Origin of the sequence: Xenophilus arseniciresistens (genome assembly GCF_028023875.1) — a bacterium.
In the GTDB taxonomy this organism is placed as follows: Bacteria; Pseudomonadota; Gammaproteobacteria; order Burkholderiales; family Burkholderiaceae_C; genus Xenophilus; species Xenophilus arseniciresistens.
In genome coordinates, this window is the sequence record NZ_JAQIPB010000008.1 from 250939 (window position 1) to 275995 (window position 25057).

Genomic DNA, 25057 nt, shown 5'->3' on the forward strand with positions numbered 1-25057 from the left:
ACCTGCCCCCACCCTTGCCCCGGCGATGACGGCCTTGCGAAGCACCGCGGTGCCGGCGCTGCTGCTGGCCGCGCTGCAGCTCGCGCCCGGCGCGCAGGCCCAGCCCGCCATGGCGCCCGAGGCCGCCGCACCCGTTCAAGGGTCTGCCGCTGCGCTCACGCCCGCGCATCGGCTGGCCACGCCTTCGGTCACGATCTCGGGCGAGGTGGTGCGCATCAAGCAGGCCCTGCAGCTGCTGGCCCAGGAGCACCCGGAAGTGCTGTCGGCGCAGGCCGCGGCGCTGACCAGCGGCTTCGAGGTGGAGTCCGCGCGCCAGGCCCGCTACCCGCGCTTCAAGGTCGGCAGCGCCACCGGCAGCTACAACAGCGGGGCCGACGGCGCCTCCTCGCAAAGCTACCAGCTCATCTCGGCCGAAGCGCGCATGGCCCTGATCGACGGCGGCGCCATCAGCGCGCGCGTGCGCGCGGCCGAAGCCGGCAGCCTGGCGCAGCAGGAAGCGGCCGTCAGCACCTCGCAGAAGGTGGTGCTTGATGCCATCACCGCCTACCTGCAGCTACAGCGCTTCGAGCTGCAACGCGAGCTGGCCGGCAGCGCCACGCGCGTGGTGGCCGAGCTTTCGCGCGCCGAGCAGCGCCGCGTGCAGCTTGGCGCCACGGGCCAGAACGATTTGCGCATGGCGGCTGCGCGCCAGGCCAGCATCGCCGCGCGCGAGGCCGACTTCGCGGCCCAGCGCGACGAGGCGCTGGCCAAGTTCCAGAGCTACTTCGGTTTCGAGCCCGAACCGCGCCGGCTGCCCGTGCTGGCCACGCCGGCCAACTGGGCCATCGAGAGCCAGGCCGAGGCGCTGCGCCGCGCCGAAAGCCGCAGCACCGAACTGGCCGAAGGGCGCGGTCGCGTCGAAAAGGCGCAGGCCCTGGTGGACCAGCAGGAAGCCAGCGTCTGGCCCACGGTCGAAGCCGTGGTCGTCAAGACCAAGGACCCGCGCGGCGTCTCGCCTTCGGAGCCCACGCGCGCGGCGCTGGAGCTGAACTGGAACTTCGGCAGTGGCTTCGACCGGCAGCTGCGCGTGAAGTCGGCCCTGGCGGAAGTGGAGAACCAGCGTGCCAAGCTCGAGGGCGCACGCCGCAACCTCTTCGAAGCCACGAACTCGGCCTGGGGCCGTTCGCAATCAGGCCGCGAGCGCGAGCGCCAGCTCAAGGAAGCGGTGCGCGAATCGGGCGAAGCCTTCCGCGGCCGCAGGCGCCTGCTGGAGTTCGGCCGCGAGACGCTGCCCAACGTGCTGGACGCGCAGCTGGACTACTACACGCTGCTGCAGGACTACATCGACGCCGTGTTCGACCAGCGCATCACCGAGTTCCGGCTGGCCCGCGCGACGGGCGAGCTGCGCGTGCTTCCCGATGCGCCCAACCCCTGGGTGGACCGCATCTTCGGCGGCACGCCGGGCCCGCTGCTGGACGAAGACGGCGTGCTGGGCCTGGAGTGCATGGCGGCCAGCCGCAGCAGCTGCAAGCCCGCGCGCGCGCTGGCCCAGGGCAGCGGCGGCTCGCGCAGCGGCACGGGTGAGTTCGGCTCCCCGCTGGCCTTGAGCGTGGCGCCCAGGTTGACGATGCGCTGAGAAAGCCTTCTGCGATGCCCGCGCCCGGTGTTTCAGCCTTCAGCCGGAATACTGGGTTCACCGTCGCTGATCTGATACTTGCGCATCTTCTCCCACAGCACCTTGCGGCTGATGCCCAGGGCCTGCGCGGCGTCCTGGCGGCGCCAGTCGTTGGCCTCCAGGGCCTCGATGATGCGATTGCGCTCGCTGGCGCTCCAGCTGCGGCGTTCGCTGCCCCCCTCCGCCGCCGCTGCATCGGCCCGCAGCGGGGACTGCTGGCGCGCCTGAGAAAGCGCGCGCTCAATGAGCCCCTGGTCCCAGCCGCCGGTCTGCCGTGCGATCACGCCAATGCGCTCGGCCAGGTTGCGCAACTGCCGCACATTGCCCGGGAAGTTCATGGACGCCACCGCGTCACTCACCCAGTGCGGTACCGACATCAGCGCTTGGGCCGCGCTGTTCAGCACCTCGCCCAGGATCGACTTGAACAGCGCCACCTTGTCCAGATCGCCGCGCTCTTCCAGATTGGGGACATACAGCTCGATCACCGCCAGGCGGTAGAACAAGTCGGCGCGGAAGTCGCCAGCGGCCACCATGTCGCGCAGGTTGCGGTTGCTGGCCGCCACCAGCCGGAAATCCACCTTCACCGGCGTGCTGGAACCCAGGCGCGTCACCGTGCCATCTTCGAGCACGCGCAGCAGCTTGACCTGCTGGTAGCGCGGCAGGTCGCCAATTTCGTCCAGAAACAGCGTGCCGCCCGTGGCCTGCTCGAAGTAGCCGCGGTGCGCCGCCACCGCGCCCGTGAATGAACCCTTCGCATGGCCGAAGAACAGCGATTCGAAAAGCCCGTCGGGGATCGCGCCGCAGTTGACCGGCACGAACGGCCCTTGCCCATAGCCTGCATGGCCCTGATGCAGCAGTTGCGCCACGCGCTCCTTGCCCACGCCCGTATCGCCGCGCAGCAGCACGGCGTGATCGCAGTCGGCAAATGTCTTCACTTCGGCCAGCAGGCCCTGCATGGCCTCGGACTGCGCCACCAATGTGTCGGGCGCCTGCACGCGCGCCTCCCGCGTGCGCAGGTGCCGGGCCATCTTGGCCACCATGGCACGCAGTTCCGCGCCCGTGAAGTCATAGGGCAGGATGTGGTGGTATTCGGGCGGGTAGGTTGCCGCGCCATGGTCGCGTGACGCGCCGGCCACCCAGATCACCGGAATGCCTTGCATCGACTCGCTGGCCACGGCGAAGGCCGGGCTTTGCATGGCCGACACGCTGATGATCGCCACCGCCGCGCGCGAACTCGCCGCCCCGTCCGGCAGCGGCCCGTCGACGCGGATCACCTCCGCCTCGAAGCTCGCCATGCATCGCGCCACGCGCTCGGCAATGTCGGCGGAGCCTTCCCAGACGTAGAGGTTGAGTTCTTCGAAGTTCACTGTCGGATTCATTTATTCAGCCACGTCGCATCCGACCCTTTGGCGCATGCTCCTTTTCCATTCCAAGATCAATGGACGAGCTTGGCGCTGGCATCGCAGCTTGCAGACATGAGTTGCACGTCTGCGTAGCCCAGTTGCAAGCCGAGGGCCTCGAGCAAGGGTCCCAGTAGGACGCCATCAAGAAGTGTCAGCACAGGCGCGAGTACGGGATTGAGCAAGGCCAAGACGCCATTCAGCAGATCGCCTAGTGAATTGCCGAGACCATCGATGATGTTGGACAGGAGCGCAAGATCCGCCCCTCCCAACGAAAGCCCGCTGGTATCGAGCTCCACATCGAGCAGACCCGCAGCGATTGCATCGGCGATGGACGCACCCAAATGACGTTGCGAGCCTACAGACGCTGTCAAGTTCTGGGTTGACCGAGGCTCTTCGGGGTCATAGTCGAAAGTAACTTCCTGACGGGTCACGGCGCCGTTGCGCGGCACAGAAAAATCCAGCCTTGCAGTCAAATTCACAGGTACGTTCAGAAGAGGCACGCCCAACAAGGAGGCATCCAGGTTGAGATTGAGCAACTTGAAGCGATCTTTTTGCAGATTCGCCCAGCGCGTGCTCCTGTTCTCGAAGGCGTCCGGAATGTGCCCCAAGTACACATGCGCCAGCCCCGGCGTCACGCCCAGCGTCACCTCGTGGCCGTTTTGGCTGGCGCGGCAAGACACGGACTCCAGGACCGCTTCGCCAGGCGCAACTTCGGCGTAGATGGGAAGATTCACAACTTGCCCCGCAGGGGCCGCGAGCTTGACACGCGCCAGTCCAAGAAGATTCACATCAAGAAGACTATCCCCTCCCGCTGGCGTCAGAACCTGCGTGTTGAGATATACCCGCACAACCGCCGTATGAGCCGCAGTACGTGCACGCCCGCTGGCGGTATAGCCGGGTGGACCTACGCCAATGCTGGGGGGCTCGATCACCTTGGCTCGAACGCCCACATTGGCAAGAGGCTGCAACGGAACATTGATCGCGCCGGATACAAACGAGGGATCGTCCGACGCGTTGGCTACCTGCAACCCAACCAGCAGCAGGTTGAGAACGCTGACGTCCGTGTCCAATGCTGTCGAAGGGTCCCGCGTATCAAGGTCCAGGGACAATAACCCGTTCTGGGATGCCGTTTTCAGAACGGCCAAGGAGAGTTGCTCGAGCGGCACGCCAAGGTCAAGCAGCACGTTCAAGGCGTTGAGTGCAACACCCACTGCTGGATCAACGCTATCGCGTGGCAGCAGCCCCACGGTTCCCGAGAGCAGCTCGCCGACGTCGAGATCAGCTGCTGCCAATTCATCGTAGGTGCCCACCGCCAAACCGAGGGCCTTCGCCAATCCAAGCAGGTTCACATTGGTATTCGCCAAACCTTCGTAGTCGGCCAACGACAGCGTCACATTGGTTCCCAACAGAAGACTCAGCAGTTGGTTCAAGGCGCCAGCATTGAGCCGTGCCACCCCTGATCCCACAGTAAACGAAGCCTGTGGCCCATCCATCTGGGCGACCGCCTTTGCTTCAAGAGAGAGATTGGAAAACGCGGGAAGGATCGAGTCGTAAAGCGCAGTCAGTGTCACCCTCAGGGCATCGTAGTTGTCGTCCGGCCCCACCGAGACAAGCCCATCCTCCGTCTCCGGAGCACCCTCTGCAGGCCGCACCCAACGGCCACAGGCAACGTCCGTTGTCACTGGTGCCAAATGCGCCAGATGCGCCAGATTCTCAGCAGCATTGCTGCGAGCCATCGCTTCGCCAGCCACGCAGCTGTCCGGTTGAAGACGCACGGCGCCTGACAAGGCAGCCAAATCTGCAGCTTTCTGCAGTTCCCTTTTCTGGAAGGAGTAAACGCCGATCTCCGTTCCCAGCACGGCAACGATGATCACGAATGCCGCGATCGCAAAATTCACCACGACGGAGCCGCGCTGCGTCACGCGACGGCCTGCCACTCGACGCCCCTTGTTCATGCGAGTCAGATAGGTCATGGCACGCTCCTCAAGCAAGACCCTTCACGGCGCGAGCCCGACAGCAGCCTGGCTGCTCAGGGTATTGGGAATCCAAGAGTACGGAAGCACGGCAGGAAAAAGCTGCATGTAGTCGGACCGAAAACGGTAGGTGACGTCCAGTGCATCGGGGGCCGAGGGTTCAAACGTGAATGAGCTATCCACCCAGCTGCGCCGGCTCTGGGCGTTAGCGTTGTATGCCGCTGGCGCGATCATGGAGCGCGCCAGGGATTCGCGAACCACCAGCTTCGCTTCCGCATTGCTCGCGCCAAGCGAAAGGGCACGCACCCCATCCTCCACGGCACGTGACAGGGCCTGCTGGGCGTACAACGCGAATCCAAAAGTGACCAACCCGTACAGCAGTGGTATCAGAACGAGCAGGGTCAAGGCCAGCTCTATGGCGGCAATGCCGCGCTGCCGCTGCACTCCTCGCCCCGAAGACCCATGCCCCCTGGAACCCGTCGCGATCACAGCCGTCATAGCAAGGTCCTCCCGTCCAGCAGGACACTCGCTTGCCCGGTCACGGCTTGCGGCAAGGCGAATCCAGGGAAAGGGGGAAGTACCTGCGACAAGCCCGCAGCCTGCACTCGCACCAGGATGCGGCATGTGCCCGGCCATCCGCCTTGAGGCTGACACTCTGCGATGCTCGGTTCGACTGATGAACAGTCATCCGGATCCGCGACGCGCTGCACACAGGTGCGAATTCCCGGGGCAACCGGAAGCCATGTGCCTACCCGGCGAAGGACCATCGACTCTGCCGCCCTCTTTCGGTAGTTCATCTGATCACCGACATCTGGCACGCGCACCCGCAAGGCGGCACGAGCGCCATCCTCCGCAGCATGCTGAAGAGCAAGCCTGTAGGTGAACAGCAGGGAATAGCAGATCAGCGCGTAAATCAAGCCGAAGAAGAGCAGAAAGACCAACGCGTACTCCACCGCATACACCCCCCGCTGGCGATGGCGGCGGGCGGGCATGCGAATGGGCCTGGTGGTCATGAACTTTCTCCTCGTGCGAAGAGCCTTCAGCGCCCGCCCGCGCCCTGGCCGGACTTCCCGCCCACCGACGACTGGAAGTGCTCGGGAATGGGGTGCTCAAAGCTCTTGAGGTAGCGCTCGCGGCTACGCTGGGCCACGTCGCCGGGCAGCGGGCGCGGCACGGCAGATGCCGCTGCGCCGCTGCGCTGCAGCGCCAGCAGGTGGCGCGTCGCGCTGCCCATTTCGGTGGGCTGGGCGGCCGCGGGTTCCGGCGCGGCGGGCGCAGCAGCTTCCGACGGCAGCGGGGGCAAGGGCTGCATCCGCTGTTGCGATGCGGGCTCGGCGCGATCCACGGTGACGGGGGCGACGCCGCCTTGCTGCGCCTGCGCGTGCGCGCCGGCCAGCAGCGCCAGCGCGAGCATGAGAGGCCGATGGGTCATGGGAAGCTCCTCGCTTTTCTTTTTCAACAACATCCGGATCAGGGCGTGGCGTCGTCGGAACGACGCACGCCGATGTGCACGCGGCGCGCTTCCTGCCAGGCCGAGCTGCGCAAGGCCAGTGAAGCATCACCAGCACCAGCAGCAGCGGCAGCCGCAACGGCAGCAGTGGGCGCCGGTGCGGTGGCCCCGGCGCGGGCCTGCTGCGCCAGGCGTGCGGTCTGCGCAACGGCTTCGCGCGTGGCCGCGTTGGCACCGGCCGCATCGAGGATGCGGCTGGCCTGGGCTTCATCCCCCTTAACCAGCATCCAGGCGGCCAGGTTCATCTGCAGGCGCGCGTCGGCGGGCCGCAACTGCGCGGCCTGCATCAACGGCACGCGCGCGCCCTCGATCTGCCCCGCGCGCAGATGCGCGTAGCCCAGGTCACCCAGCAGGCGGGGGTCGGTGGGGGTGCGCTGGCGTGCCTGCTCCATCCACTGCGCCGCGCGCGCAAAGTCGCCTTCGGCGCCCGCCAGCAGACCCAGGCCATGCAGGCCGGCCGCCGCGTCGGTGGCATCGGGCGCCTTGATCAGCGCCTCGTAGGCCTTCCGGCTGGCGGCGGCCTGGCCGGTCTGGCGCAGCGCGTCGCCGCGCAGGCGCAGCACCGCGGACGAAGCGCCCACGCGCTGCTCCAGCGCGTCGATGTGCGCGAGCGAGGCGTACCACAGCCCCTCGCGCTGCATCTGCTCGATCAGGCGCTGGTGGGTGGCCGAGGGATCGGCTTCGGCAGCAGGCGCCGCTTCGGCCGCCCGCTGCTGTTCCTGGGCCTGGGCCGCAGGCGGGTAGTGCGTCTTGGGTGCGCCGCAGGCAGCCAGCAGGGCCAGGCCGGCCACGGCAAGGGCTGCGCGCAGCGCAGGAATGGCGGTGGATGCAATGGCAGTCATCGGGCCAGGGCTCCCAGTGAACGGATGACGGCCAGGAAGCCCGGCCCGGCGGTGACGATGATCAGCGCCGGCAAGAGCGTGGTGACCATCACGGCGGTCATCTTCACGGTGGTCTTGCCGATGCGCGTCTTGAGTTCGGCGCGGCGATGCTCGCGCAGGCGTTCGCTGTACTGGCGCAGCGGCTCCTGCACGGCGCCGCCATGGCGGTCGATCTGCACCAGCAGATCCACCAGGCCCGCAAGGTTGTCGTTGTTGAAGGTGGTGGCCAGGCGGTGCAGCGAATGCTCGCGCGTGCGGCCCCGCGCGTACTGGTGATTGGCCAGTTCCAGCTCGTGGCCCAGCACATGCAGCACATGGCTGAAGTCGTTGGCCATGATCTGCAGGCACTGGTCCAGCCCCAGGCCGACGCCCTGCAGCAGGCGCAGCAGATCGACGAACAGTGGCAGCTCGTGCGCCACCTGCTCGCGCCGGCCCGCGGCCTTGAACGCCAGCAGCCACTTGGGCAGCAGAAAGCCCAGCACGAAGGCCACGGCCATCGGCACCATGAGCGAGCCGCGCCAGTGGCCGAATTCCCGGGCCAGCAGCACCAGCACCGGCAGCAGCACGGCCAGGCCGGCGCGCAGGCTCAGGAAGATCAGTTGCGCGCGCGTCGAAGGCCAGCCGCACTGGTCGATCAGGCGCCGGTCCTCGTCGGCCACCAGCGCGCGTCCCAGGCGGCTTTGCAGCCAGTGCGCGGGCAGTTCGCTGTCGGCGCGCAGGGCCTGCTGGGCCGCCAGCGCATCGCCGGGTTCGCGCAGCTCGGGCAGCGCTGCGTCAGGCAGCACGATGCCGCGCGCGATGGCGCGGCCTACCACCACCCGTTCGCGGTGCCGCTGCAGCTCGCGCAGGATCAGCGACACCGCCACCAGCAGCAGCGCCACCGCCACCAGCGCCGCGCTCGCCACGTAGAGCATCTGCGCACTCATGACAGCCTCGCCAGCCGGTACAGCATCAGCGCGCCAGCCACCTGCAGGCCGGCTGCGCCGTAGATCATCATGCGGCCGCTGTCGTCCTGCCACATGCGCATGAAGTAGGCCGCATTGAGCATCACGATGGCCAGGCCCACGGCCACGGGCAGCAGCCCCAGGATCCAGGCCGAGAGCCGGGTCTCGGCGGAAAGCGCCGTCAGCTCCTGCTCGGCCTGTTCACGGTCGCGCATGAAGTTGGCCACGCGCTCGAGCAGCAGGTCGGCCCGGCCGCCGTAGCGCACGCCCAGGCCCAGGATGGCGGCCAGCAGGTACATCTCTTCGATGCGCACGGTGCGCGCCATCTGGTGCAGCGCCTGGTCCAGCTCCACGCCGCCGCGCACCAGGCTGCTGGCTTTTTCGAGATAGCCGCGCAGCGGTTCGCCCGCGCTGGGGATGGAAAGCTGGAAGGCCGCATGCGTGGAGTTGCCGATGGTGATCAGCCGGACCATGGCATCGATGAAAGTGGGCAGCTGCCGCACCAGGGTGCGCCTGAAGCGCTGCACGGCCAGCCAGATGAGGAACAGGCCGAACACGGCGCACAGCACCGCGGCGGCCACGGCCGCCACCGGCCCCAGCGCGAACGAGGCGCCCATGGTGACCAGGGCCGCCGCCACCACGCCCAGCAGCAAGGTGGCAGGCTTCACGGCACCGGCCAGCCAGCCCGGCAGCGCCAGCGAGATGCCCGCCAGGCCCTGGCCGCGCGCGCCGCCCTGCCCGTCCTGCGGCATCGCGCCCGCAGCCTCGTCGAGGAACTGCGCGGGCTCGCGCATCCACGGCGCCGGGGCTTCGGCCGCGCCGCCGGCCGGCATGCGCAGCTGGCGCTCCAGGTGGGCGCCCACGGCCGCGCGCTCGCGCCCGCGCGCCGACAGGTGCCAAAGCCAGAGCCCGGCCGCCGCCAGCAGCAGCGCCAGCGCCAGCACCACCAGCAGGCGCTCAGACACGGCGCTCTCCGGCCGCGCGCAGGCTCTGGCGCAGGCGCGCGATTTTTGGCGAGTGCGGCTGGATGCCCAGCGAGACCCAGCGGTCGCGGTCCTCGCCATCGGGGCCGTGCACGGTCTCGTGGCGGTACAGCTCCTGCATGGCCACCACGTTGTCGTTCACGCCGGTGACCTCCGAGATCGACAGGATGCGGCGGTGCCCGCTGGGCAGGCGGCCGATCTGCACGATGAAGTCGATGGCGTTGGCGATCTGGCGCCGCAGGCTCACCTCGCTGCCCTGGAAGCCCGCGAAGCCGGCCAGCATCTCGAGCCGGTACAGGCACTCGCGCGGCGAGCTGGCGTGGATGGTGCCCATGGAGCCGTCGTGGCCCGTGCTCATGGCCTGCAGCATCTCAATCACTTCGGCGCCGCGCACTTCGCCCACGATGATGCGGTCGGGCCGCATGCGCAGGCTGTTGCGCAGCAGGTCGCGGATCGACACCAGGCCCGCTCCATCAAAGCCGCCGGGCCGGCTTTCCAGCCGCACCACGTGCGAATGGCCCAGCGACAGCTCGGCCGTGTCCTCGATGGTGACCACGCGCTCGGTGTCGGGGATGAAGGTGGCCAGCGCGTTGAGCAGGGAGGTCTTGCCCGAGCTGGTGCCGCCGCTCACGAGCACGTTGCAGCGCGCGCGCACCGCCATCTCCAGCACCTGGGCGATGGCGGGATCGAAGGTGCCCAGCTTCACCAGCTCGGCCGGCGTCAGCGGGTCCTTGCGGAACTTGCGGATGGACACCGACACGCCGTCGATGGCCAACGGCTCGATCACGACGTTGAGCCGGCCGCCGTCCGGCAGCCGCGCATCGACCATGGGGTTGGCCTCGTCGAGCCGGCGCCCCAGCGGCGCAAGGATGCGGCGCACGATGCGGATCACATGGTCGTCATCGGCAAAGCGCAGCGATTCGCGCTGCAGCACGCCGCGCCGCGACACGTACACGTTGCGGTGGCCGTTGATGAGGATGTCTTCCACCGCCGGGTCGGCCAGCAGGTCTTCCAGCGGGCCCAGGCCGGCCAGTTCCTTGGTCAGCGCGTCGGCGATGAGCTGCGTCTCGCGCTCGTTGACGGGCACGCGCTGCAGCCGCACGAAGCTTTCCAGCTCCAGCTCGACGAACTGCTGGATCGAAGCGCGCGACCAGCGGCCGAACTCCGCGCCCAGCTCCTCAATGCGCGTGAGCAGGTGCTCGTGCGTCCAGTTCTTGATGTCCTGGAACTGCTGCGAATGGACGAAGACCTCGCTGTCGTCGGAGAACTCGATTTCTGTGCTCACACCTGTGTCCTCCGTTCAGCCCGCATGGCCCTGGCGCCCCCCGGCGCCCAGGCCAGGCAGCCGCGCGCGCAAGGCCTGCCAGGCCGAGCGAACCGGCGCGCCTTCTGGGCTGCCGCCGCCGGCCGCCTCCCCCTGCATGAGGCTGCGCGCCATCGCCTGCACAGCCTGCGTGTAGACATCGTTGCGGGCGCTGGTCACCAGCATCTCGCCCCGGCTGGCCGCCGCCAGCAGCGCAGCGCGCCGCGCCGGCACCACATGGGCCAGCGTCAGGCCCAGGCGCTGCGCGATGTCCTGCGCACCCAGGCCGGCCTGCCGGTCGAACTGGTTGATGACCAGCTTCATGCGCTCGGGCGGCAGGGCGCGCGTGCCCAGCTCGCGCAGCATGGCGGCCGTCGAGACCACGCCGCCCAGGCTCTGGTCGCACACCACCCACACATGGTCGGCGGCGCGCGCCACCTGGGCCATGAATTCCAGCGGCGCAAAGCCGCCCAGGTCCACGACCCGGTAGCTGAAGAAGTCGTCGAGCCGCTGGATCAGCGACACCGATTCGGCATGCGAGACCTCGCGCATCTGCGTGAGGGCGGCCGGCAGCGGCAGCACCGAGACGCCGCTGGCATGGCGCGCCAGCGCGCTGTGCACCAGCGTGCGGTCGAGCCGGCGCAGGTTGCGCACGCCGTCGACGAAGCTGAAGCTGCTTTCGCTGTCGAGGTACAGCAGGCTGTCGCGCACCGGCAGGCCCAGGTCGAGCAGCGCCACGCCCTGGGGCACCTCATCGTCTTCCTGTGCTTCGGCCGCAGCGGCCTTGCCGCCTGCAGCGCCCTGCAGCACCAGCGACAGGCTTGCGGCCAGCGTGCTCACGCCCAGCCCGCTGCGCGCGCCCAGCAGCGCGACCGTCTGCCCGCGCGCATGGGCGCGGTGGGCGGGCCGGCGCGCCAGCACGGCGGCCAGCACGGCCTGCGCCTCATCGGCGCTGGCATCCATGTCCACGAAGTCGTGCACGCCGGCACGCAGCGCGGCCAGCATGGAAGAGGGATCGCCCGCCCGGCCCAGCCCGATCACCGGCAGCGCAGGCCACTGGCGCTCCAGCGCCTTGGGCATGGCCTGCATGGCCGGGCCGCTGGTGCAGAAGTCCAGGAACAGGGCCTGCGGCCGCTGGCGTGCGATCTGCGCATCCAGCGCCTCGACGGCCGCTTCGCTGCGCAGCGGCAGCACCCTGCCCTGCTCCCACAGCGTGCGCTCGAGCCACTGCACGTGCGGCTCGGCCTGCGACAGCAGCAGGTAGCGCTGCGGGCCGGGCTGCAGCGCCGCGCTGTCGTCGCCCTCACCCTCAAGGCGCGGCTCCACCGGCTCGCGCATGTCTTCCACCGGACGCAGGAGGGGGCGGGTGCTCATGGTGAAAAGCCTGGCACGGGGAAGATCGCGCTGCCCGAGAGGATCTGCCCCCACACCTGGGGATTGCGGCGCTCGTTGCGCTCGCCCGGCAGGTGCGGCTGCAGATCGGTGTTGCGCGCCAGCGGCTTCACCAGATGGGGCGTGACGATGATCACCAGTTCCTTTTCCGTGGACTGGAAGTTGTTGTGTCTAAAGAAGCTGCCCAGCACGGGGATGTCTCCCAGCAAGGGGACCTTGTCGGCGTTCGAGGAGGTGGTGCGGCTGACCAGCCCGCCGATGATGAAGCTCTCGCCGTCGCCCAGCTCCACCGTCGTGTCGGCACGCCGCGTGGTGATGGCAGGCACCGCCGTGCCGTTGATGCTCAGCGCATTGGAGTAGTCCAGGTCGCTGGCCTCCGGCGCGACCTTGAGCGCGATACGGTCGTCGGACATCACCGTCGGCGTGACGGTCAGCCCGATGCCAAACTGCTTGTATTCGATGGAGGTCGTGCCCAGGCCCTGCGGCACGGGGATGGGCAGTTCGCCACCGGCCAGGAAGTTGGCGCTCTGGCCGGACAGCGCCACCAGCGTGGGTTCCGCCAGCACGCGGGCCATGCCGTTGCCTTCCAGCAAGCCCAGGTTCACGCCGATCCCGGCGCGGCCGAAGTTGAACAAGAGGCCGAAGGCCTGCGCGAGCGGGTTGTTCGCGTCGGTCGCGATCGAGCCGTTCGCGTTGAAGGTGGCTTCGCGCAGCGAGGACGGCCCGAAAGAGCCGAAGCTGAAGCCATGCGAGTTGGCCCGCGTGCTGAAGATGTTCAGCCCCACCTGCTTGAGCGTGCTGCGGTTGAACTCCACCACCTTCACGTCGACCTGCACCGTGTGGCTGCGCACATCGACCACCGAGCGATCGGCCAGCACGGCCTTGTCGCCGTAGCCCGCCAGCTTCTCCTCGCGCGCCTGCGCATGGGCCTGCGCGTCGGCGAAGCGGCCCGTCAGCGTGGCGGCGCGGCGCTGCACCTGCAGCTCATAGCGGTGGGCGGCGCCCTGCCCCTTCTCCCACACCATCAGCGTGGTGGTGCCGGGCGCGCGGCCCGTGAGGATCAGCCGCGCGGCGGGCGAGCCCGGGCGCTGGCGCGTGATGGCCACGGCCGCCACGGCTTCGTCGGCAATGGCGATGCGCTCCACGCCGGCCGCAAAGACCATCTCTTCCTGGGAACCCACCTGCAGCGTGCGGCGCTGCATCTCGGAGGGCACGCTGGCAGCCGGCGCCGCTGTTGCCGCGGTGGTGGTGGCGCGCGTGGCTGGTGCTGCAGCCTGCGCCAGCAGCGCGCCCGGTGCGGCCAGCAGCAGCGCGCCCGTGCCCATCGCGCCAAGGTGCAGATGCAGGCCCGGCGCGCGGCCGCTGTCTGGCGTGGAATGGATGTTGTTCATGGCGAGGACGAGGCTCATGTCAGTGGCGCCCGGCCGCCCGAAGGCACTGACGCGCCCCCTCGGGGGGCAGCGGACCGCGCGAAGCGGGGAAGCGTGGGGGCTGTTTCATATCAGTAGTGCAGGGTGTCTCGCTGGCCGCCGCGGATCACTTCCACCGCCTGGCCGCTGGGGGCGGCAGCGGCACGCGGCGCCGAGGTGCGCACGGTGTTCGCAACGGCGGTGGCCGTGCGCGTGGCCGTGGGCGTGCCGCCGCGCGCCAGATCGGCGGTGGCCAGCCCGGCCTGCGCGCGGTCCAGGCCTTCAAGCGGCGCGCGGGGCGGCTCGCCGGCCTTGCGCGGCAGCGGCTGCAGCGCCGTGGGCAGGGCCGCGAACAGATTCGGGTCGGGCAGTTGCAGGTCATCGGGCCGGCGCAGGGCCAGCACCAGCCGTGCATTGGCATCGCCCAGCGTCAGGCGGTTGACCTCGTCCACCGGCACGGCCAGCACGGTGGTGCGGGCCTGCTCCTGGCGTTGCTGTGACTGCGGCGCCGGGCCGCTGTCGTTGCTGGCGCGCGAGCCGCCGCCACCGCTGCGCGCTGCCGCCGGCCCGCCATCCACCGACGCGCTGCCGAAGGCCAGCACGCGCAGGCGCGGCAGCAGCAGGCGGGCCTGGCCTTCCGCGATCTCGCGGTTGTCGCTCTTGAGCACGAAGAACACGTCCACGAAATCGCCAGGACGGATGCGGTTGCCCACGCCCATCACTTCGTCGGCCTTGACGGCCACCGCGCGTTCGCCGGGCTCCAGCCGCAGCGCCAGGCCCGAGACGAGCTGGGCTTCGGTGATCGGCGTGTTGGCGGCCAAGTCCACCACGGGCACGCGGCCCACGGCGGCCGAGGCATCGCGCAGGCCATCGGAAAGCTGGATCGGCAGCTGCACCACGCGCACGTCGTCCTGCGCGATGGGCTGGCCAGCCACCAGCGGCTTGGCGGCGACCAGCACGGCGTGCTGGGCCTGCGGCGCGGCGGCCGGCGCCTGGCTGGCCTGCGGCGTGGGCGCGGGTGTGGCCGGCTTGCGGCCAAGCAGCCATGCGTAGGCACCGAGGATCAGGGCCAACAGGAGCAGCACGATGGCTGCAATGCGGGTGAAGCGTGTCATGGGCCTGTTCGCCTCAAAGCAACTGCAGGGGACTGAGCTGGACCACCGCTTCGCTGCGCAGCCGTTCAGGCACGGGCAGACCCAGCAGAGGGGGCAGCAGCGGGAAGGCGGCGTGGTTGTATTCCACGCTCACGGTGAAGCAGGTCATGCCGGCCGCGCCTGCGCACTCTGCGACACCAGGCGGCTGTACATCGATTGCATCTGGATACAACGCACGCAGCCAGGCGGGGGAACGTTGCGGTGTATCCGCGGCGGCAGCAGTAGGGCGAAGACTCCGTAGTCGCCCGGCGCGGCAGCCCGCGCGCCTCCGCCCTGCGCTCAGAACAGTTTGTGTTGCCACAACAGGCCCCCAAGTGCTACGACCGCCATATGAGCGGCGTACGGAATTTCTCTTTTTCGGCTTTGCGACACGCCCGTGTAACGGCGCCAGGCCAACAATGCCAATCCGTGCAGGCCCGCCAGAATGCTGGCGCCAATCCACACCGACAGCAAAGGCCAGGGTCCGAGCCAAAGACCCAGGGCCGCAGCGAATTTCACATCCGCCGCGCCCATGAGCTTCAGGGCATAGAACGGCAACAACAGCGCGAAACCAGCAATGAAGGCAATTGCTGCATCAATAGCGCTAACCCTTAGAGGATGAACGCCAAATAGCAAGCACAGAACCACAAGCATTGCGCCTGCGACCACCACCGTGTTGGGAACCCGCCGCCAGCGCCAATCCAGGCAGGCGACGCACAGCAACCACAGTGAAAGTGCCAGCAATGCTTGCGCGCGGATTAAGCTGTCAATCCGTTGAGAGCAGTCACGATACGACCAAACAATGCAGTGAGGCCGCCTTCCAGGCTCGTCAAGGCCGCAATCAATCCCACCGCAATCAATCCCGCGATCAGCCCGTACTCAATCGCCGTTGCACCTTCTTCATCACGCCAAAACGCCACCAGCTTTTCCATGATTCGCTCCTTCGTTGAGATTTGTCAGAGACACCGCACAAATGTGTCTTGACGTAGCCATCGTAGGAGTGGAGCTACACGGTAGCAATCAGAACAAAAGCACTATTACTTCTTAAATGAATACTTAGGTCCTACAGTAAAACGGCAAAAATTCACAAAGTTGTAAATTTGATGAATCGATCTGATACATGAGTGGGCCATCAACAACAAATTGTTGTTACTTCATGTGCCAAGAATGTTTCTCGGATAGGCGTACCAGAACACCCTGATACCCGCGTTTTGCGGGTCAGGCGGTCACAGCCATTCTTCGTGGAAGATCTTCCAGGCCTTGCCCGCCAGCAGCCAGTACTGGCGGCGCGTGGCCCCCGTGCGCGCGCCCTGCGCCACTTCGCCGAAGCTCACCACCATTAGCTCCTGCTGGTCCTTCCAGCGCAGCACCGACAGATCCTTCAGCTCCACGGGCGCCTTGCCCTGCACCTGGGCCATTTCATCGCGCAGGCTGGGGCGCTGGCGCGCCAGTCGGCCGCTGCGCACGGCATCGGGCATGTAGAAGGATTCCCAGCGCGCCAGATCGCCCCGGGCGCGGGCGTCGCGCCAGGCCAGCACCTGCTCGCGCAGCGGCTGCACCTGGGCCTGCGCCTTCGCGCTCGGCACCCAGTCGAGCTGCCTGGCGATCACCACCACGGTGGCGCCGATGTCGGTGATGCGGATCAGCTGGCGCAGGTCGTTGTCGGCCAGCACCACGCAGCCGTCAGTGGCCAGCGGCGCGCGCGCGTACTGGTCGGGCGGCACGCCATGCAGCCAGATGCCGCTGCCCGTGCGGCCCAGGCGCTGGTCGAAGGGGTTGGGGTAGTTGATGGGCAGCGCACCTGCGCCGTAGAAGTCGCGCAGACCACGCGGCGAGAGGTTGCTGGTGATGTGGTAGACGCCCAGCGGCGTGCGCGCATCGCCCTCGACTTCCTTGCCCGCACCCGACTTGCCGATGGAGACGTAGAAGTCCTGCTCCTGCACCAGCCCCTGCTCGGTGTTGCGCAGCACATAGAGCCGCGAGCGCGAGACGTCGATGGCCAGCGCGTAGCGGCTGGCCTTGGGCACGGCCAGCAACTGCGAGGGAATCGTGCCGGCCGGCGGGCGGTGCTGCAGCGCCTGCAGGCGCAGCTGCTGCTCGCTGCGCAGTTCGCCCAGCGTGGCGCGTGCATCAGGGGCCGAAAAAAGCTCCTGCTGCGCGCGGCGGCGCTCCGCCGGCGCCAGACGCACCGACAGCAGATCGGCATACATGAGCTGCGCGGCCTGGAAATTCGGATGGTCCCGCACCAGCTCGCGCGCCTTGGCCAGCGCCTGCGTGCTCTGGCCACGGCCCCACAGGCCATAGACCTCGATCAATCGGGCTTCCGCACGGTCGGCGCCGCGCATGGGCATGGCGCCCGGGGAGTGGGCCGCGGCCGATGCCGTGCCCCCTGCCCCCACGGCGGCAGCAGCAGCGGCCACGCGGCCCGGGTTGCGTTCGGAGGAAGAGGAACGCTGGAATGCGGTGCGCTGCGCGATGGCGGCAGGCGCCTTTCTTCCTTCGGTGCCGGCCCTGGAGGCCTGGCGCGCGGACGGCCGGACGGCGGCCTTTTTTTGGCCCACCTTCGTGCGGGCCTCGGCGTTGCTGCTGGTGGACGCACGCGACTTGGACGAGGGCTGTGCGCCCGACGCCGCCGCGTCCGGCGCCTGCACGGCCACCAAGGCGGCAAAGAGCGCGCTGGCGGCCAGCAGGCGCCCCAGCGCCACCTTGCGTGAACGCAGCGCCGGCAATCCCTGGAACGATGGATTCAGGAGCAAGGCTTAACGACCACCCACCGATTCCCGCGTGATGAGCCATTCGCCGCCTTGCTGCTGCAGGTTCAGCGTCTTGCGGCTGCGCACGTTGAGCCTGTCGGCCTTGTAGCGCTGCAGGAAGCGCGCCACGGCGGTCTTGCCGTCCACGCTGACCTCGAGGTTCTCGACATCCACGCTGATGTCCGACTTGCCCACGATGCGCTGGCGGCGCTCCTCTTCCCATTCCGCGCGGCTCTTGCCGCCGGCAGCATCGAAATCGCTCGCGTACGCGGCCAGGTAGCGCTTCATGTCCTGTGCAGCCCAGGCGGCAGCCCAGGCACGCACGGCCTTTTCAACTTCAGCCGTCTGTGCCGCAGACGCTGCAGCCGATGCGGGCGCCGGCGCGGCAGCGGGCTCGGCGGCGGGCTTGGCCGGCGCAGCGGCGGGCTTGGCCGGCGCAGCGGCCGGCGCCGGTGCGGGCGCCTTGGCGGGCGCAGGTGCGGCCACGGGAGCCTTGGCTGCAGCGGGCGCAGGCACAGCAACCGGTGCAGGGGCCGGCACGGGAGCCGCGGGGGCGCGTGCCGGTGCGGCGGCAGGTGCGGGCGCCGGGGCGGGTGCTGGTGCTGCGACCGGCGCACTCGCGACCTTCGTGCCCTTGGCCGGGGCGGCCGACAGTCTGGAGGCATCGGCGTTCGAGCCAGCGTTCGGGAACATGGTCCGGATCACGGCCAGCTTGGGCGCCACGGCCTGGCTGTTCTGGCCCATCTGCAAGGCCTGGCTGTAGGCATCGCCCGCCATGCGCGCGTACACGTCACCCAGGTTCTCCTGGGCCGTCGCGTAACTGGGGTTGGTGCGCAGCGCAGATTCCAGCGCCTGGCGCGCGCGGTCGTACTGGCCCTGCGAGGCATGCAGCACGGCCAGGTTGTTGTAGGGCTCGGGCAGTTCGGGCGCGTCCTGCGTCAGCTGCGTGAAGGTGGCGATCGCCTCGGCGCGGCGGTTGGACTCCAGCTGTGCCACGCCCTTGAGAAAGCGCATCTGCACATCACGCGGCTTGTCCGAGAGGAACTTGTCGGCACGCGACAGCGCCTCGTCGTACTTGCGCGCCTGGATCAGCGCGTCCACGGCATCATGGTCATTGGCGATTGCGGCGCCAGCCCCCAGAAGCGCGGCCATCGCAAGAAGCCCTGCGCGGGACAGCGCCTTCAAACGGAAGGGCACAGCAAATTTCTGGGACATGGCAACAAATCCTTGAGGGCCGCCTTGCAAAGCTCTGCGCAAGGCATGCGCGGTCACATCCGCCGCGGCAGGCGCCCCACGCGCCAACCGCATCCGGAATGCGCGCGAATTGTAGTGAGCAACAATGATTTCTTACGGTTAACCATGGGCTGCACGCAACGCTGGGCGTGTGGGCACCCCGCCTTCGCCTGTGCCGCCACGGCCCCCGGCCAGCGCGCAACAAAAAGGGCCAATGCCGCATGGCATTGACCCTTGGATGACTGGTAGGACGTGCGTGACTCGAACACGCGACCAACGGATTAAAAGTCCGCTGCTCTACCAACTGAGCTAACGTCCCTCGGCTCTACCTCAGCGATAAGGCCGGCGGGGGAAGAACCCCCATTTGTTTTCTTTTTTCTGCCGCGCCGTGCGCTGCAAAGCCCGCGAGTATAGCAAGCTCAGAGACCGATTCCGGCCGCCCCTTTCATGTTTCCAGAATTGGCGAGCCGGTCCAGCACCCATCCCGCCGCGCATTGCCCGAAGGTGGCCGTGACACTGACCACCGAGCCATAGCCATGGCAGTTGAGACTGCCGTCACCGCCCTCGCCGATCAGGCACGAAGGGTCGGGCGGCGCCACGGCTTCGCGGCTGAAGACGCAGGAGATGCCGATCTTCCTGCCCTCGCGTGCCGCACCATGGTGCTTGCGCAGGCGCTGGCGCAGCTGGGCCATCAGCGGATCATGCGTGGCGGCGCTCAGGTCGTCGATCTCGACCTTGTGTGCCAGGCGCTTGCCGCCGGCCGCGCCCACGGTGATGAACTGGGCGCGCCGCTGGCCGCGGGCCCAGGCGGCCAGGGCGAGCTTGGCGCGCATCTGGTCGCAGGCGTCGATCACGGCGTCCACCGGCCCTGCGCCCGCTTCGGCCTGCGCCAGGATCGCCGCCCAGTTGTCGGGCTCGACGAAATCGTCGATGGCCTGCACCACGCAATCGGGGTGGATGTGCGCGATGCGCTCCTGCATGGCCAGCACCTTGGCCTGGCCGACTGTGTGGTCCAGCGCGTGGATCTGGCGGTTGATGTTGGATTCGGCGATGTGGTCCAGATCGACCAGCGTCAGCGCCCGCACGCCGCTGCGCGCCAAGGCCTCGGCCGTCCACGAGCCGACGCCGCCGATGCCCACCACCAGCACATGGGCCGCACGGATGGCCGCGGCACCCCGCACACCATACAAGCGATCCAGCCCGCCAAAGCGGCGGGCTGGATCGGCTGGAGACAAAAGGCCGCCGGACCCATCCGGCGGCAGGGAGGACGGCAACGCCACGAAAAAGGCCGTGCCCTCAGCGCAGGCGCGACAGGCGCTCGCGCCCGGCCTGCGCAGCCTCGGACTGCGGATAGGCCTTGATCAGGTCTTCCAGCGTGCGGCGCGCCGCGCGCGTGTCCTTGAGCTCGATCTGGCAGTTGGCGATGGACAGCACCGCTTCCGGCGCCTTGGCATGGCTGGGCGCCACCGACAGCATGGAGCGGAAGTTGGCGATGGCCTCGCTGTAGTTGCGCGTGGCGTACTGCGCGTTGCCCAACCAGAACAGCGCCGAGGGGCTGTAGCCGCTGCTCGGGTAGCGCTTGACGAAGTCGGCGAAGGCCGTCTGCGCCTGGGCGAACTGGCCGGCACGGAACACGCCCAGCGCCGCATCGAAGTCACTCTTCTCGCGCGGGTCGGCCGTGAACTCGCGGCCATCCACTTCCACCTGCGTGGGCGCGTTTTCCTGCATCCGGGTCGTGAGGTCGGTCTGGCGCTGCTGCATCTCCGACAGCGTGCGCGTCAGCTCTTCGTTGCGGCCGGTCATGCGCGCCAGCTCGCCCCGGAAGCCGTCGATCTGCTGCTGCAGCTCGACCAGGCTTCGGCGCAGCTGGCCGTTCTCGTCGGCCAGGCGCTGGTTGTTGGCCTCGGCCTGCGTGCGGATGGTTTCCACGCGCTGGCGCAGGTCCAGGATCGCCTTGCGCGCCTCGCCGTCCTCGAACAGCGCGGCCTGTGCCGACACGCTGCACAGCGCAAAGGCGGCCGCAGCCGCCGCTTGCCAACGAAATTGCTGGAAGGTCGTCATCAACGGTAGACGATTTCAGCGCGGCGGTTCTGCGCCCAGGCTTCTTCGCCGGCGCCCTGCGCAGCAGGCTTTTCCTTGCCGAAGCTCACGGCTTCGATCTGCGAGTCGCTCACGCCCAGCAGGGTGAGCGCGCGGCGCACGGCTTCCGAACGCTTCTGGCCCAGTGCCAGGTTGTATTCGCGGCCGCCGCGCTCGTCGGTATGGCCTTCGATGGAAATGCTGCGCGAAGGATTGGCCTTCAGGAAGCGCGCATGGCCGTCGATCAGTTGCTGGTAATCGGGCTTGATGGTGTAGCTGTCGAAGTCGAAGTACACAACACGCGCCACACCGACCGGGCCTTGGCGGGTCTGTGCGTTCGGGTCGATCGTGACCGGGGCCACGCCGCTGGCCGAGCCGCCGGAGCCCACGCCGCCCGCGCCACTGCCAGCGGTGCTGACCGGTGCTTCGTTGAGCTTGGTGCCCGACGAGCAACCGGCGATGAGTGCCACGATGGCCAGGGAACAAAGGGAACGCTTAAGCATGCTGGGAACTCCTCAATCGATTGTTGGTTGATCTTGACGAACTGAACTGATTTCTAACTTACTGCTTTTGGAACGGACCCCAGTCCGGCTCGCGGATATCGCCGGCGCGGCCAGCCAGCCTTGCCTTGATCTTGCCGTCGAGCGTGGTGGTCATCAGGGCCTCCCGGCCCTGCAGCTGGGTGGCGTAGAGGATCAGCTTGCTGTTGGGCGCGAAGCTGGGGTTTTCGTCCGCCGAGGTGTCCGTCAATGCCGTCACGGTGCCGCTGGCCAACTCCATCACGTGGAGTTTGAAGGCGCCGCCCACCCGGGAGATGTAGGCCAACCACCGTCCGTCCGGGCTGATCGCGGGCGAAATGTTGTAGGAGCCGGTGAAGGTGACGCGCGTAGGAGAGCCGCCGCCGGCCGGCATGCGGTAGATCTGGGGCGCGCCCCCGCGGTCGCTGACGAAGTAGATGCCGCTGCCATCAGCCGCGAACACGGGTTCGGTGTCGATGCTGGCGCTTTGCGTCAGTCGGCGCGGCTCGCCACCACCGGCCGGAATCGAATACAGCTGCGAGCCGCCATCGCGGCTGAGTGTGACGGCCAGCGAATTGCCGTCCGGCGCCCACGCAGGCGCGCTGTTGGAGCCGCGGAAGTTGGCCAGCAGGCGGCGCTGGCCGCTGGCCACGGTGTGCACATAGACGATGGGCTTGCGCGCCTCGAAGGACACGTAGGCCAGTTGCCCGCCGTTGGGCGACCAGACCGGCGAGATGATCGGCTCGGGGCTGGCCAGCGCGGCCTGCGCGTTCTCGCCATCGGCATCGGCCACCCACAGCGTGTGGCGGCCACCGGCGCGCGTGACGTAGGCCACGCGTGTGGAGAACACGCCCTTCTCGCCGGTGAGCTTCTCGTACACGTAGTCGGCGATGCGGTGCGCCGCCAGTCGCAGGTCGGCCTGCGGCACCGTGTAGCTCTGGCCACCGAGGTCGGTGCCGCGCACCACGTCCCAGAGGCGGAAGCGCACGTCGTAACGGCCGTCGGCCTGGCGCGTGACGCTGCCGGCCACCAAGGAATCGGCGGTGCGCTGGCGCCACAGGCTCAGGTCGGGCCGGCTGGTCTCGTCCAGGGTCTGGCCGGAAGCATCGACGCCGCGGAACTGGCCACTGCGCTCGAGGTCGGCCTGCACGATGGCCGAGATCTTCTGGGGTGAGGCCTCTTCGCCCTTGAAGGGCACCAGGGCAATGGGCAACTGCGTCAGCCCCACGCCCGAAACCTCGACGCGAAACTGCGCCAGGACGGGCAATGCAGGAGAGGCGATCATGGCCGCCAGAAGGCTTCTGCGGCTGGGAATCGTGACGGACGCAGTAAACGCGGGCAGCGAAGGCTTCTTGTTCATGCAGTACGGAGGATTTCCCTGAATAAAAGTTTCCGGATCGCGGAAAGAAGCTAATGGTACACACTGCTTGCACACCCCTGGTAACCATGCAAGACAAGCGCGGCCTCGGCCGACACGGCTTGTAGGGGACCGCACCACAAGCCGTTGCGCCAGGGCCGCAAAGGCACCCGGGGACCGCCTCGTAGAATCCGCCGCCATGCAGTCTTCCGCCCCTGAAACGTCGGCGCCACTCCCCCTGAAGCGCCGGCTGGGCCGGCTCATGGTCTGGTTTGGCGGATCTCGCAAATGGTGGGTTCTGGGCGTGTTCACGGCCATGCTGGCCGCCCTCACCGAACCCCTGATGCCCGCGCTGATGAAGCCGCTGCTGGACCGCGGCTTCACCAAGGGCCAGCTCGCACTCTGGATGGTGCCGGCCGCCATCATCCTGCTGTTCGCGGTGCGGGGCGTGGCCCAGTTCGTGTCGCAGTACGCGCTGGCGCGCATCGCCAACGAGGGCATGCAGCGCATGCGCCGCGTGCTCTTCGAGCGGCTGCTGTCGGCAGAGCTGGCGCTGTTCTCCAGGCAGTCGGCCAGCGCCCTTTCCAACACGGTGGTCTATGAAGTGCAGACCGGCGGCGTGCTGCTGGTGCAGGCGCTGCTGAGCCTCTCGCGCGATGGCTTCACCGTGATCGCCCTGCTCTTTTACCTGCTGTACCTGAACTGGAAGCTCACGCTGGTGGTGGCCGTGCTGGTGCCCGGCGTGTCGTGGATCATGAAGCTGCTCTCCAAGCGGCTGTACCACCTGACGAAGCAGGGTCAGGCTGCGACGGACGAGCTGGCCTACGTGGTGGAAGAGAATGTGCTCGCCCATCGCATGGTGCGCCTGCATGGCGCCCAGGCCAGCCAGGCCGAGCGCTTCGAGGCGCTGAGCCACAGCCTCAACCGCCTGGCCGTGAAGTCCACCATCGCCTCGGCAGCGATGACGCCGCTGACGCAGCTCTTTGCGGCCGTGGCGCTGTCGGTGGTGGTGATGATCGCGCTGTGGCAGTCGGGCGAACAGGGCCTCACGGTGGGCGGATTCGTCGCCTACATCACGGCCATGCTGATGCTGATCGCGCCCATTCGCCGGCTGGCCGACATGGCCAACCCGATCACGCGCGGCCTGGCTGCGCTGGAACGCGGGGTGGACCTGATCGACCGCACGCCCACCGAAAGCGGAGGCGGCTTCAGCCAGCCGCGCGCCAACGGCCACATCGAGTTGCGCAACGTGCGCGTGAACTACCGCGGCGACAGCGAGTCGCGCGCACTCGATGGCGTGACGCTGACCATCCAGCCCGGGGAGGTGGTGGCCTTCGTCGGCCCCTCGGGCTCGGGCAAGAGCACGCTGGTCAACCTGCTGCCGCGCTTCGTGCTGCCTTCGGCCGGGCAGGTGCTGGTGGACGGCACCGATGTGGCCCAGTGGCAGCTTTCATCGCTGCGTTCGCAATTCGCGCTGGTGAGCCAGGACGTGGTGATGCTCAACGACACGCTGGCGGCGAACGTGGCGCTGGGCCAGGACATCGACCGCGAGCGGGTGGCGCAATGCGTGCAGGCCGCCAACCTTGCCGATCACGTGGCACGCCTGCCGCAGGGCATCGACACGCTGCTGGGCCACAACGCCACGCAGCTGTCGGGCGGCCAGCGCCAGCGCCTGGCCATTGCGCGCGCGCTGTACCGCGACGCGCCCGTGCTGCTGCTGGATGAGGCCACCTCGGCGCTCGATGCCGAATCCGAGCGTCAGGTGCAGGAAGCCCTGCAGCGCCTCATGCAGGGGCGCACCACGCTCATCGTGGCGCACCGCCTGTCCACCATCCAGCATGCCGACCGCATCATGGTGATGGAGCACGGCCACATCGTCGAGCAAGGCAGCCATGCGCAGCTGATGGCGCAGGACGGCCTGTATGCGCGCCTGCAGCGCCATGCCGGGGGTGGCGGCCGCGTCAATGACGACGCGACCGCGGAAGCAGCCTCGGGCTGAACGCGGCAGCGGCGCTCAGAAATCCACCACCACCGAGGGCGCGCTGCGTTTGGCCTCGCCGTGGTAGACGGCTTCGATGTTGTTCCCGTCCGGGTCCAGCACGAAGGCAGCGTAGTAGCCCGGGTGGTAGGGCCGCTCGCCCGGGGCGCCGTTGTCGCGGCCGCCATGCGCCAGCGCGGCGCGATGGAAGGCGTCGACCGTCGCGCGGTCCTTGGCCTGGAAGGCCAGGTGGTGGCGCCCCGTGAGTTCGCCCAGTGCCGCCTCGCTGCTGGCGGAAGAGACAAAGAGTTCGTCGGCCCAGAAGTAGCTGTCGGCGGTGCCGCCGATGGGCACCTCCAGCACTTCGAGCACCGCCGTGTAGAAGGCCCGGCTGGCCTTGAGGTCTCGCACCACGAGCTGAAGGTGGTCGATGAGCCGGCCGCGATGCAGTTGGTTCGTTTCCATGGCTGGGCGCGCGCAGGCGCGCGAAAGTGGAGGACTCGCGCAGTATGTCGCGGGCCCGCTGCGCGCCAGGTCGGACAGGGATGACAGGC

24 protein-coding genes and 1 tRNA gene are annotated in these 25057 nt (G+C 68.4%); 2 read left to right on the forward strand and 23 right to left on the reverse strand.

Annotation, left to right across the window (positions count from 1 at the left end; genetic code table 11):
- Positions 1 to 25: 25 nt before the first annotated feature.
- Positions 26 to 1615 carry a TolC family protein gene (locus PGB34_RS17500; protein WP_271429374.1) on the forward strand — a complete coding sequence of 530 codons (1590 nt, stop codon included), beginning with the start codon at positions 26 to 28 and terminating at the stop codon, positions 1613 to 1615.
- A 32-nt stretch (positions 1616 to 1647) separates the two neighbouring features.
- Here PGB34_RS17500 and PGB34_RS17505 read toward each other — a convergent pair whose 3' ends face one another.
- From PGB34_RS17505 to tolB, 22 genes are all read right to left on the reverse strand, one after another.
- On the reverse strand, positions 1648 to 3033 hold the full coding sequence (locus PGB34_RS17505) for a sigma 54-interacting transcriptional regulator (protein WP_271429375.1): 1386 nt from the start codon (positions 3031 to 3033) through the stop codon (positions 1648 to 1650).
- A gap of 56 nt (positions 3034 to 3089) precedes the next feature.
- Positions 3090 to 5030, reverse strand: coding sequence for a pilus assembly protein TadG-related protein (locus PGB34_RS17510; RefSeq protein ID WP_271429376.1), 1941 nt, complete (start codon positions 5028 to 5030; stop codon positions 3090 to 3092).
- Between the two features lie 24 nt (positions 5031 to 5054).
- Positions 5055 to 5528 (reverse strand): TadE/TadG family type IV pilus assembly protein, encoded by a 474-nt coding sequence (locus tag PGB34_RS17515; RefSeq protein WP_271429377.1) that lies wholly within the window; start codon positions 5526 to 5528, stop codon positions 5055 to 5057.
- Positions 5525 to 6043, reverse strand: a complete 519-nt coding sequence (locus PGB34_RS17520; RefSeq protein ID WP_271429378.1) for a TadE/TadG family type IV pilus assembly protein — start codon at positions 6041 to 6043, stop codon at positions 5525 to 5527. Before PGB34_RS17520 ends, PGB34_RS17515 begins: the two co-directional genes overlap by 4 nt.
- A 26-nt stretch (positions 6044 to 6069) precedes the next feature.
- Complete coding sequence (locus PGB34_RS17525) at positions 6070 to 6462, reverse strand: DUF3613 domain-containing protein (protein WP_271429379.1); 393 nt, start codon at positions 6460 to 6462, stop codon at positions 6070 to 6072.
- A gap of 38 nt (positions 6463 to 6500) precedes the next feature.
- On the reverse strand, positions 6501 to 7382 hold the full coding sequence (locus PGB34_RS17530; RefSeq protein ID WP_271429380.1) for a tetratricopeptide repeat protein: 882 nt from the start codon (positions 7380 to 7382) through the stop codon (positions 6501 to 6503).
- Positions 7379 to 8347: a type II secretion system F family protein gene (locus PGB34_RS17535; RefSeq protein ID WP_271429381.1), complete on the reverse strand. Its 969-nt coding sequence runs from the start codon at positions 8345 to 8347 to the stop codon at positions 7379 to 7381. Before PGB34_RS17535 ends, PGB34_RS17530 begins: the two co-directional genes overlap by 4 nt.
- Complete coding sequence (locus PGB34_RS17540; RefSeq protein ID WP_271429382.1) at positions 8344 to 9330, reverse strand: type II secretion system F family protein; 987 nt, start codon at positions 9328 to 9330, stop codon at positions 8344 to 8346. Before PGB34_RS17540 ends, PGB34_RS17535 begins: the two co-directional genes overlap by 4 nt.
- Entirely contained in the window at positions 9323 to 10633 is a 1311-nt protein-coding gene (locus PGB34_RS17545) for a CpaF family protein (protein ID WP_271429383.1), read from the reverse strand. The genes PGB34_RS17540 and PGB34_RS17545 overlap by 8 nt, the downstream gene beginning before the upstream one ends.
- Positions 10634 to 10648: 15 nt before the next feature.
- Entirely contained in the window at positions 10649 to 12025 is a 1377-nt protein-coding gene (locus PGB34_RS17550) for an AAA family ATPase (protein WP_271429384.1), read from the reverse strand.
- Entirely contained in the window at positions 12022 to 13368 is a 1347-nt protein-coding gene (locus tag PGB34_RS17555) for a type II and III secretion system protein family protein (protein WP_408647915.1), read from the reverse strand. Before PGB34_RS17555 ends, PGB34_RS17550 begins: the two co-directional genes overlap by 4 nt.
- A gap of 176 nt (positions 13369 to 13544) precedes the next feature.
- The gene (gene cpaB / locus PGB34_RS17560) at positions 13545 to 14567 is read right to left on the reverse strand and encodes a Flp pilus assembly protein CpaB (protein ID WP_271429386.1); all 1023 of its coding nucleotides are present in this window, start codon (positions 14565 to 14567) and stop codon (positions 13545 to 13547) included.
- Between the two features lie 13 nt (positions 14568 to 14580).
- Complete coding sequence (locus PGB34_RS17565; RefSeq protein ID WP_271429387.1) at positions 14581 to 14715, reverse strand: hypothetical protein; 135 nt, start codon at positions 14713 to 14715, stop codon at positions 14581 to 14583.
- 170 nt (positions 14716 to 14885) lie between these two features.
- The gene (locus PGB34_RS17570; RefSeq protein WP_271429388.1) at positions 14886 to 15329 is read right to left on the reverse strand and encodes a prepilin peptidase; all 444 of its coding nucleotides are present in this window, start codon (positions 15327 to 15329) and stop codon (positions 14886 to 14888) included.
- A gap of 14 nt (positions 15330 to 15343) precedes the next feature.
- Positions 15344 to 15520, reverse strand: a complete 177-nt coding sequence (locus tag PGB34_RS17575; protein ID WP_408647916.1) for a Flp family type IVb pilin — start codon at positions 15518 to 15520, stop codon at positions 15344 to 15346.
- A 291-nt stretch (positions 15521 to 15811) separates the two neighbouring features.
- Positions 15812 to 17341: a L,D-transpeptidase family protein gene (locus PGB34_RS17580; protein WP_271429390.1), complete on the reverse strand. Its 1530-nt coding sequence runs from the start codon at positions 17339 to 17341 to the stop codon at positions 15812 to 15814.
- Positions 17342 to 17344: 3 nt separating this feature from the next.
- Complete coding sequence (locus PGB34_RS17585) at positions 17345 to 18553, reverse strand: L,D-transpeptidase Cds6 family protein (protein WP_271429391.1); 1209 nt, start codon at positions 18551 to 18553, stop codon at positions 17345 to 17347.
- Positions 18554 to 18814: 261 nt separating this feature from the next.
- Positions 18815 to 18890, reverse strand: a tRNA-Lys gene (locus PGB34_RS17590).
- Between the two features lie 100 nt (positions 18891 to 18990).
- On the reverse strand, positions 18991 to 19845 hold the full coding sequence (locus PGB34_RS17595; protein ID WP_271429392.1) for a tRNA threonylcarbamoyladenosine dehydratase: 855 nt from the start codon (positions 19843 to 19845) through the stop codon (positions 18991 to 18993).
- Positions 19846 to 19867: 22 nt separating this feature from the next.
- Complete coding sequence (gene ybgF, locus PGB34_RS17600; protein ID WP_271429393.1) at positions 19868 to 20632, reverse strand: tol-pal system protein YbgF; 765 nt, start codon at positions 20630 to 20632, stop codon at positions 19868 to 19870.
- On the reverse strand, positions 20632 to 21153 hold the full coding sequence (gene pal, locus PGB34_RS17605; protein WP_271429394.1) for a peptidoglycan-associated lipoprotein Pal: 522 nt from the start codon (positions 21151 to 21153) through the stop codon (positions 20632 to 20634). The genes ybgF and pal overlap by 1 nt, the downstream gene beginning before the upstream one ends.
- Before the next feature lie 58 nt (positions 21154 to 21211).
- The gene (tolB, locus tag PGB34_RS17610; protein WP_271429395.1) at positions 21212 to 22453 is read right to left on the reverse strand and encodes a Tol-Pal system beta propeller repeat protein TolB; all 1242 of its coding nucleotides are present in this window, start codon (positions 22451 to 22453) and stop codon (positions 21212 to 21214) included.
- Between the two features lie 271 nt (positions 22454 to 22724).
- Here tolB and msbA point away from each other — a divergent pair, with 271 nt between their 5' ends.
- Entirely contained in the window at positions 22725 to 24524 is a 1800-nt protein-coding gene (msbA, locus tag PGB34_RS17615; protein ID WP_271429396.1) for a lipid A export permease/ATP-binding protein MsbA, read from the forward strand.
- 15 nt (positions 24525 to 24539) lie between these two features.
- On the opposite strand, the gene PGB34_RS17620 is transcribed toward msbA, so the two are convergent.
- Complete coding sequence (locus PGB34_RS17620) at positions 24540 to 24968, reverse strand: VOC family protein (RefSeq protein ID WP_271429397.1); 429 nt, start codon at positions 24966 to 24968, stop codon at positions 24540 to 24542.
- Between the last annotated feature and the right edge of the window lie 89 nt (positions 24969 to 25057).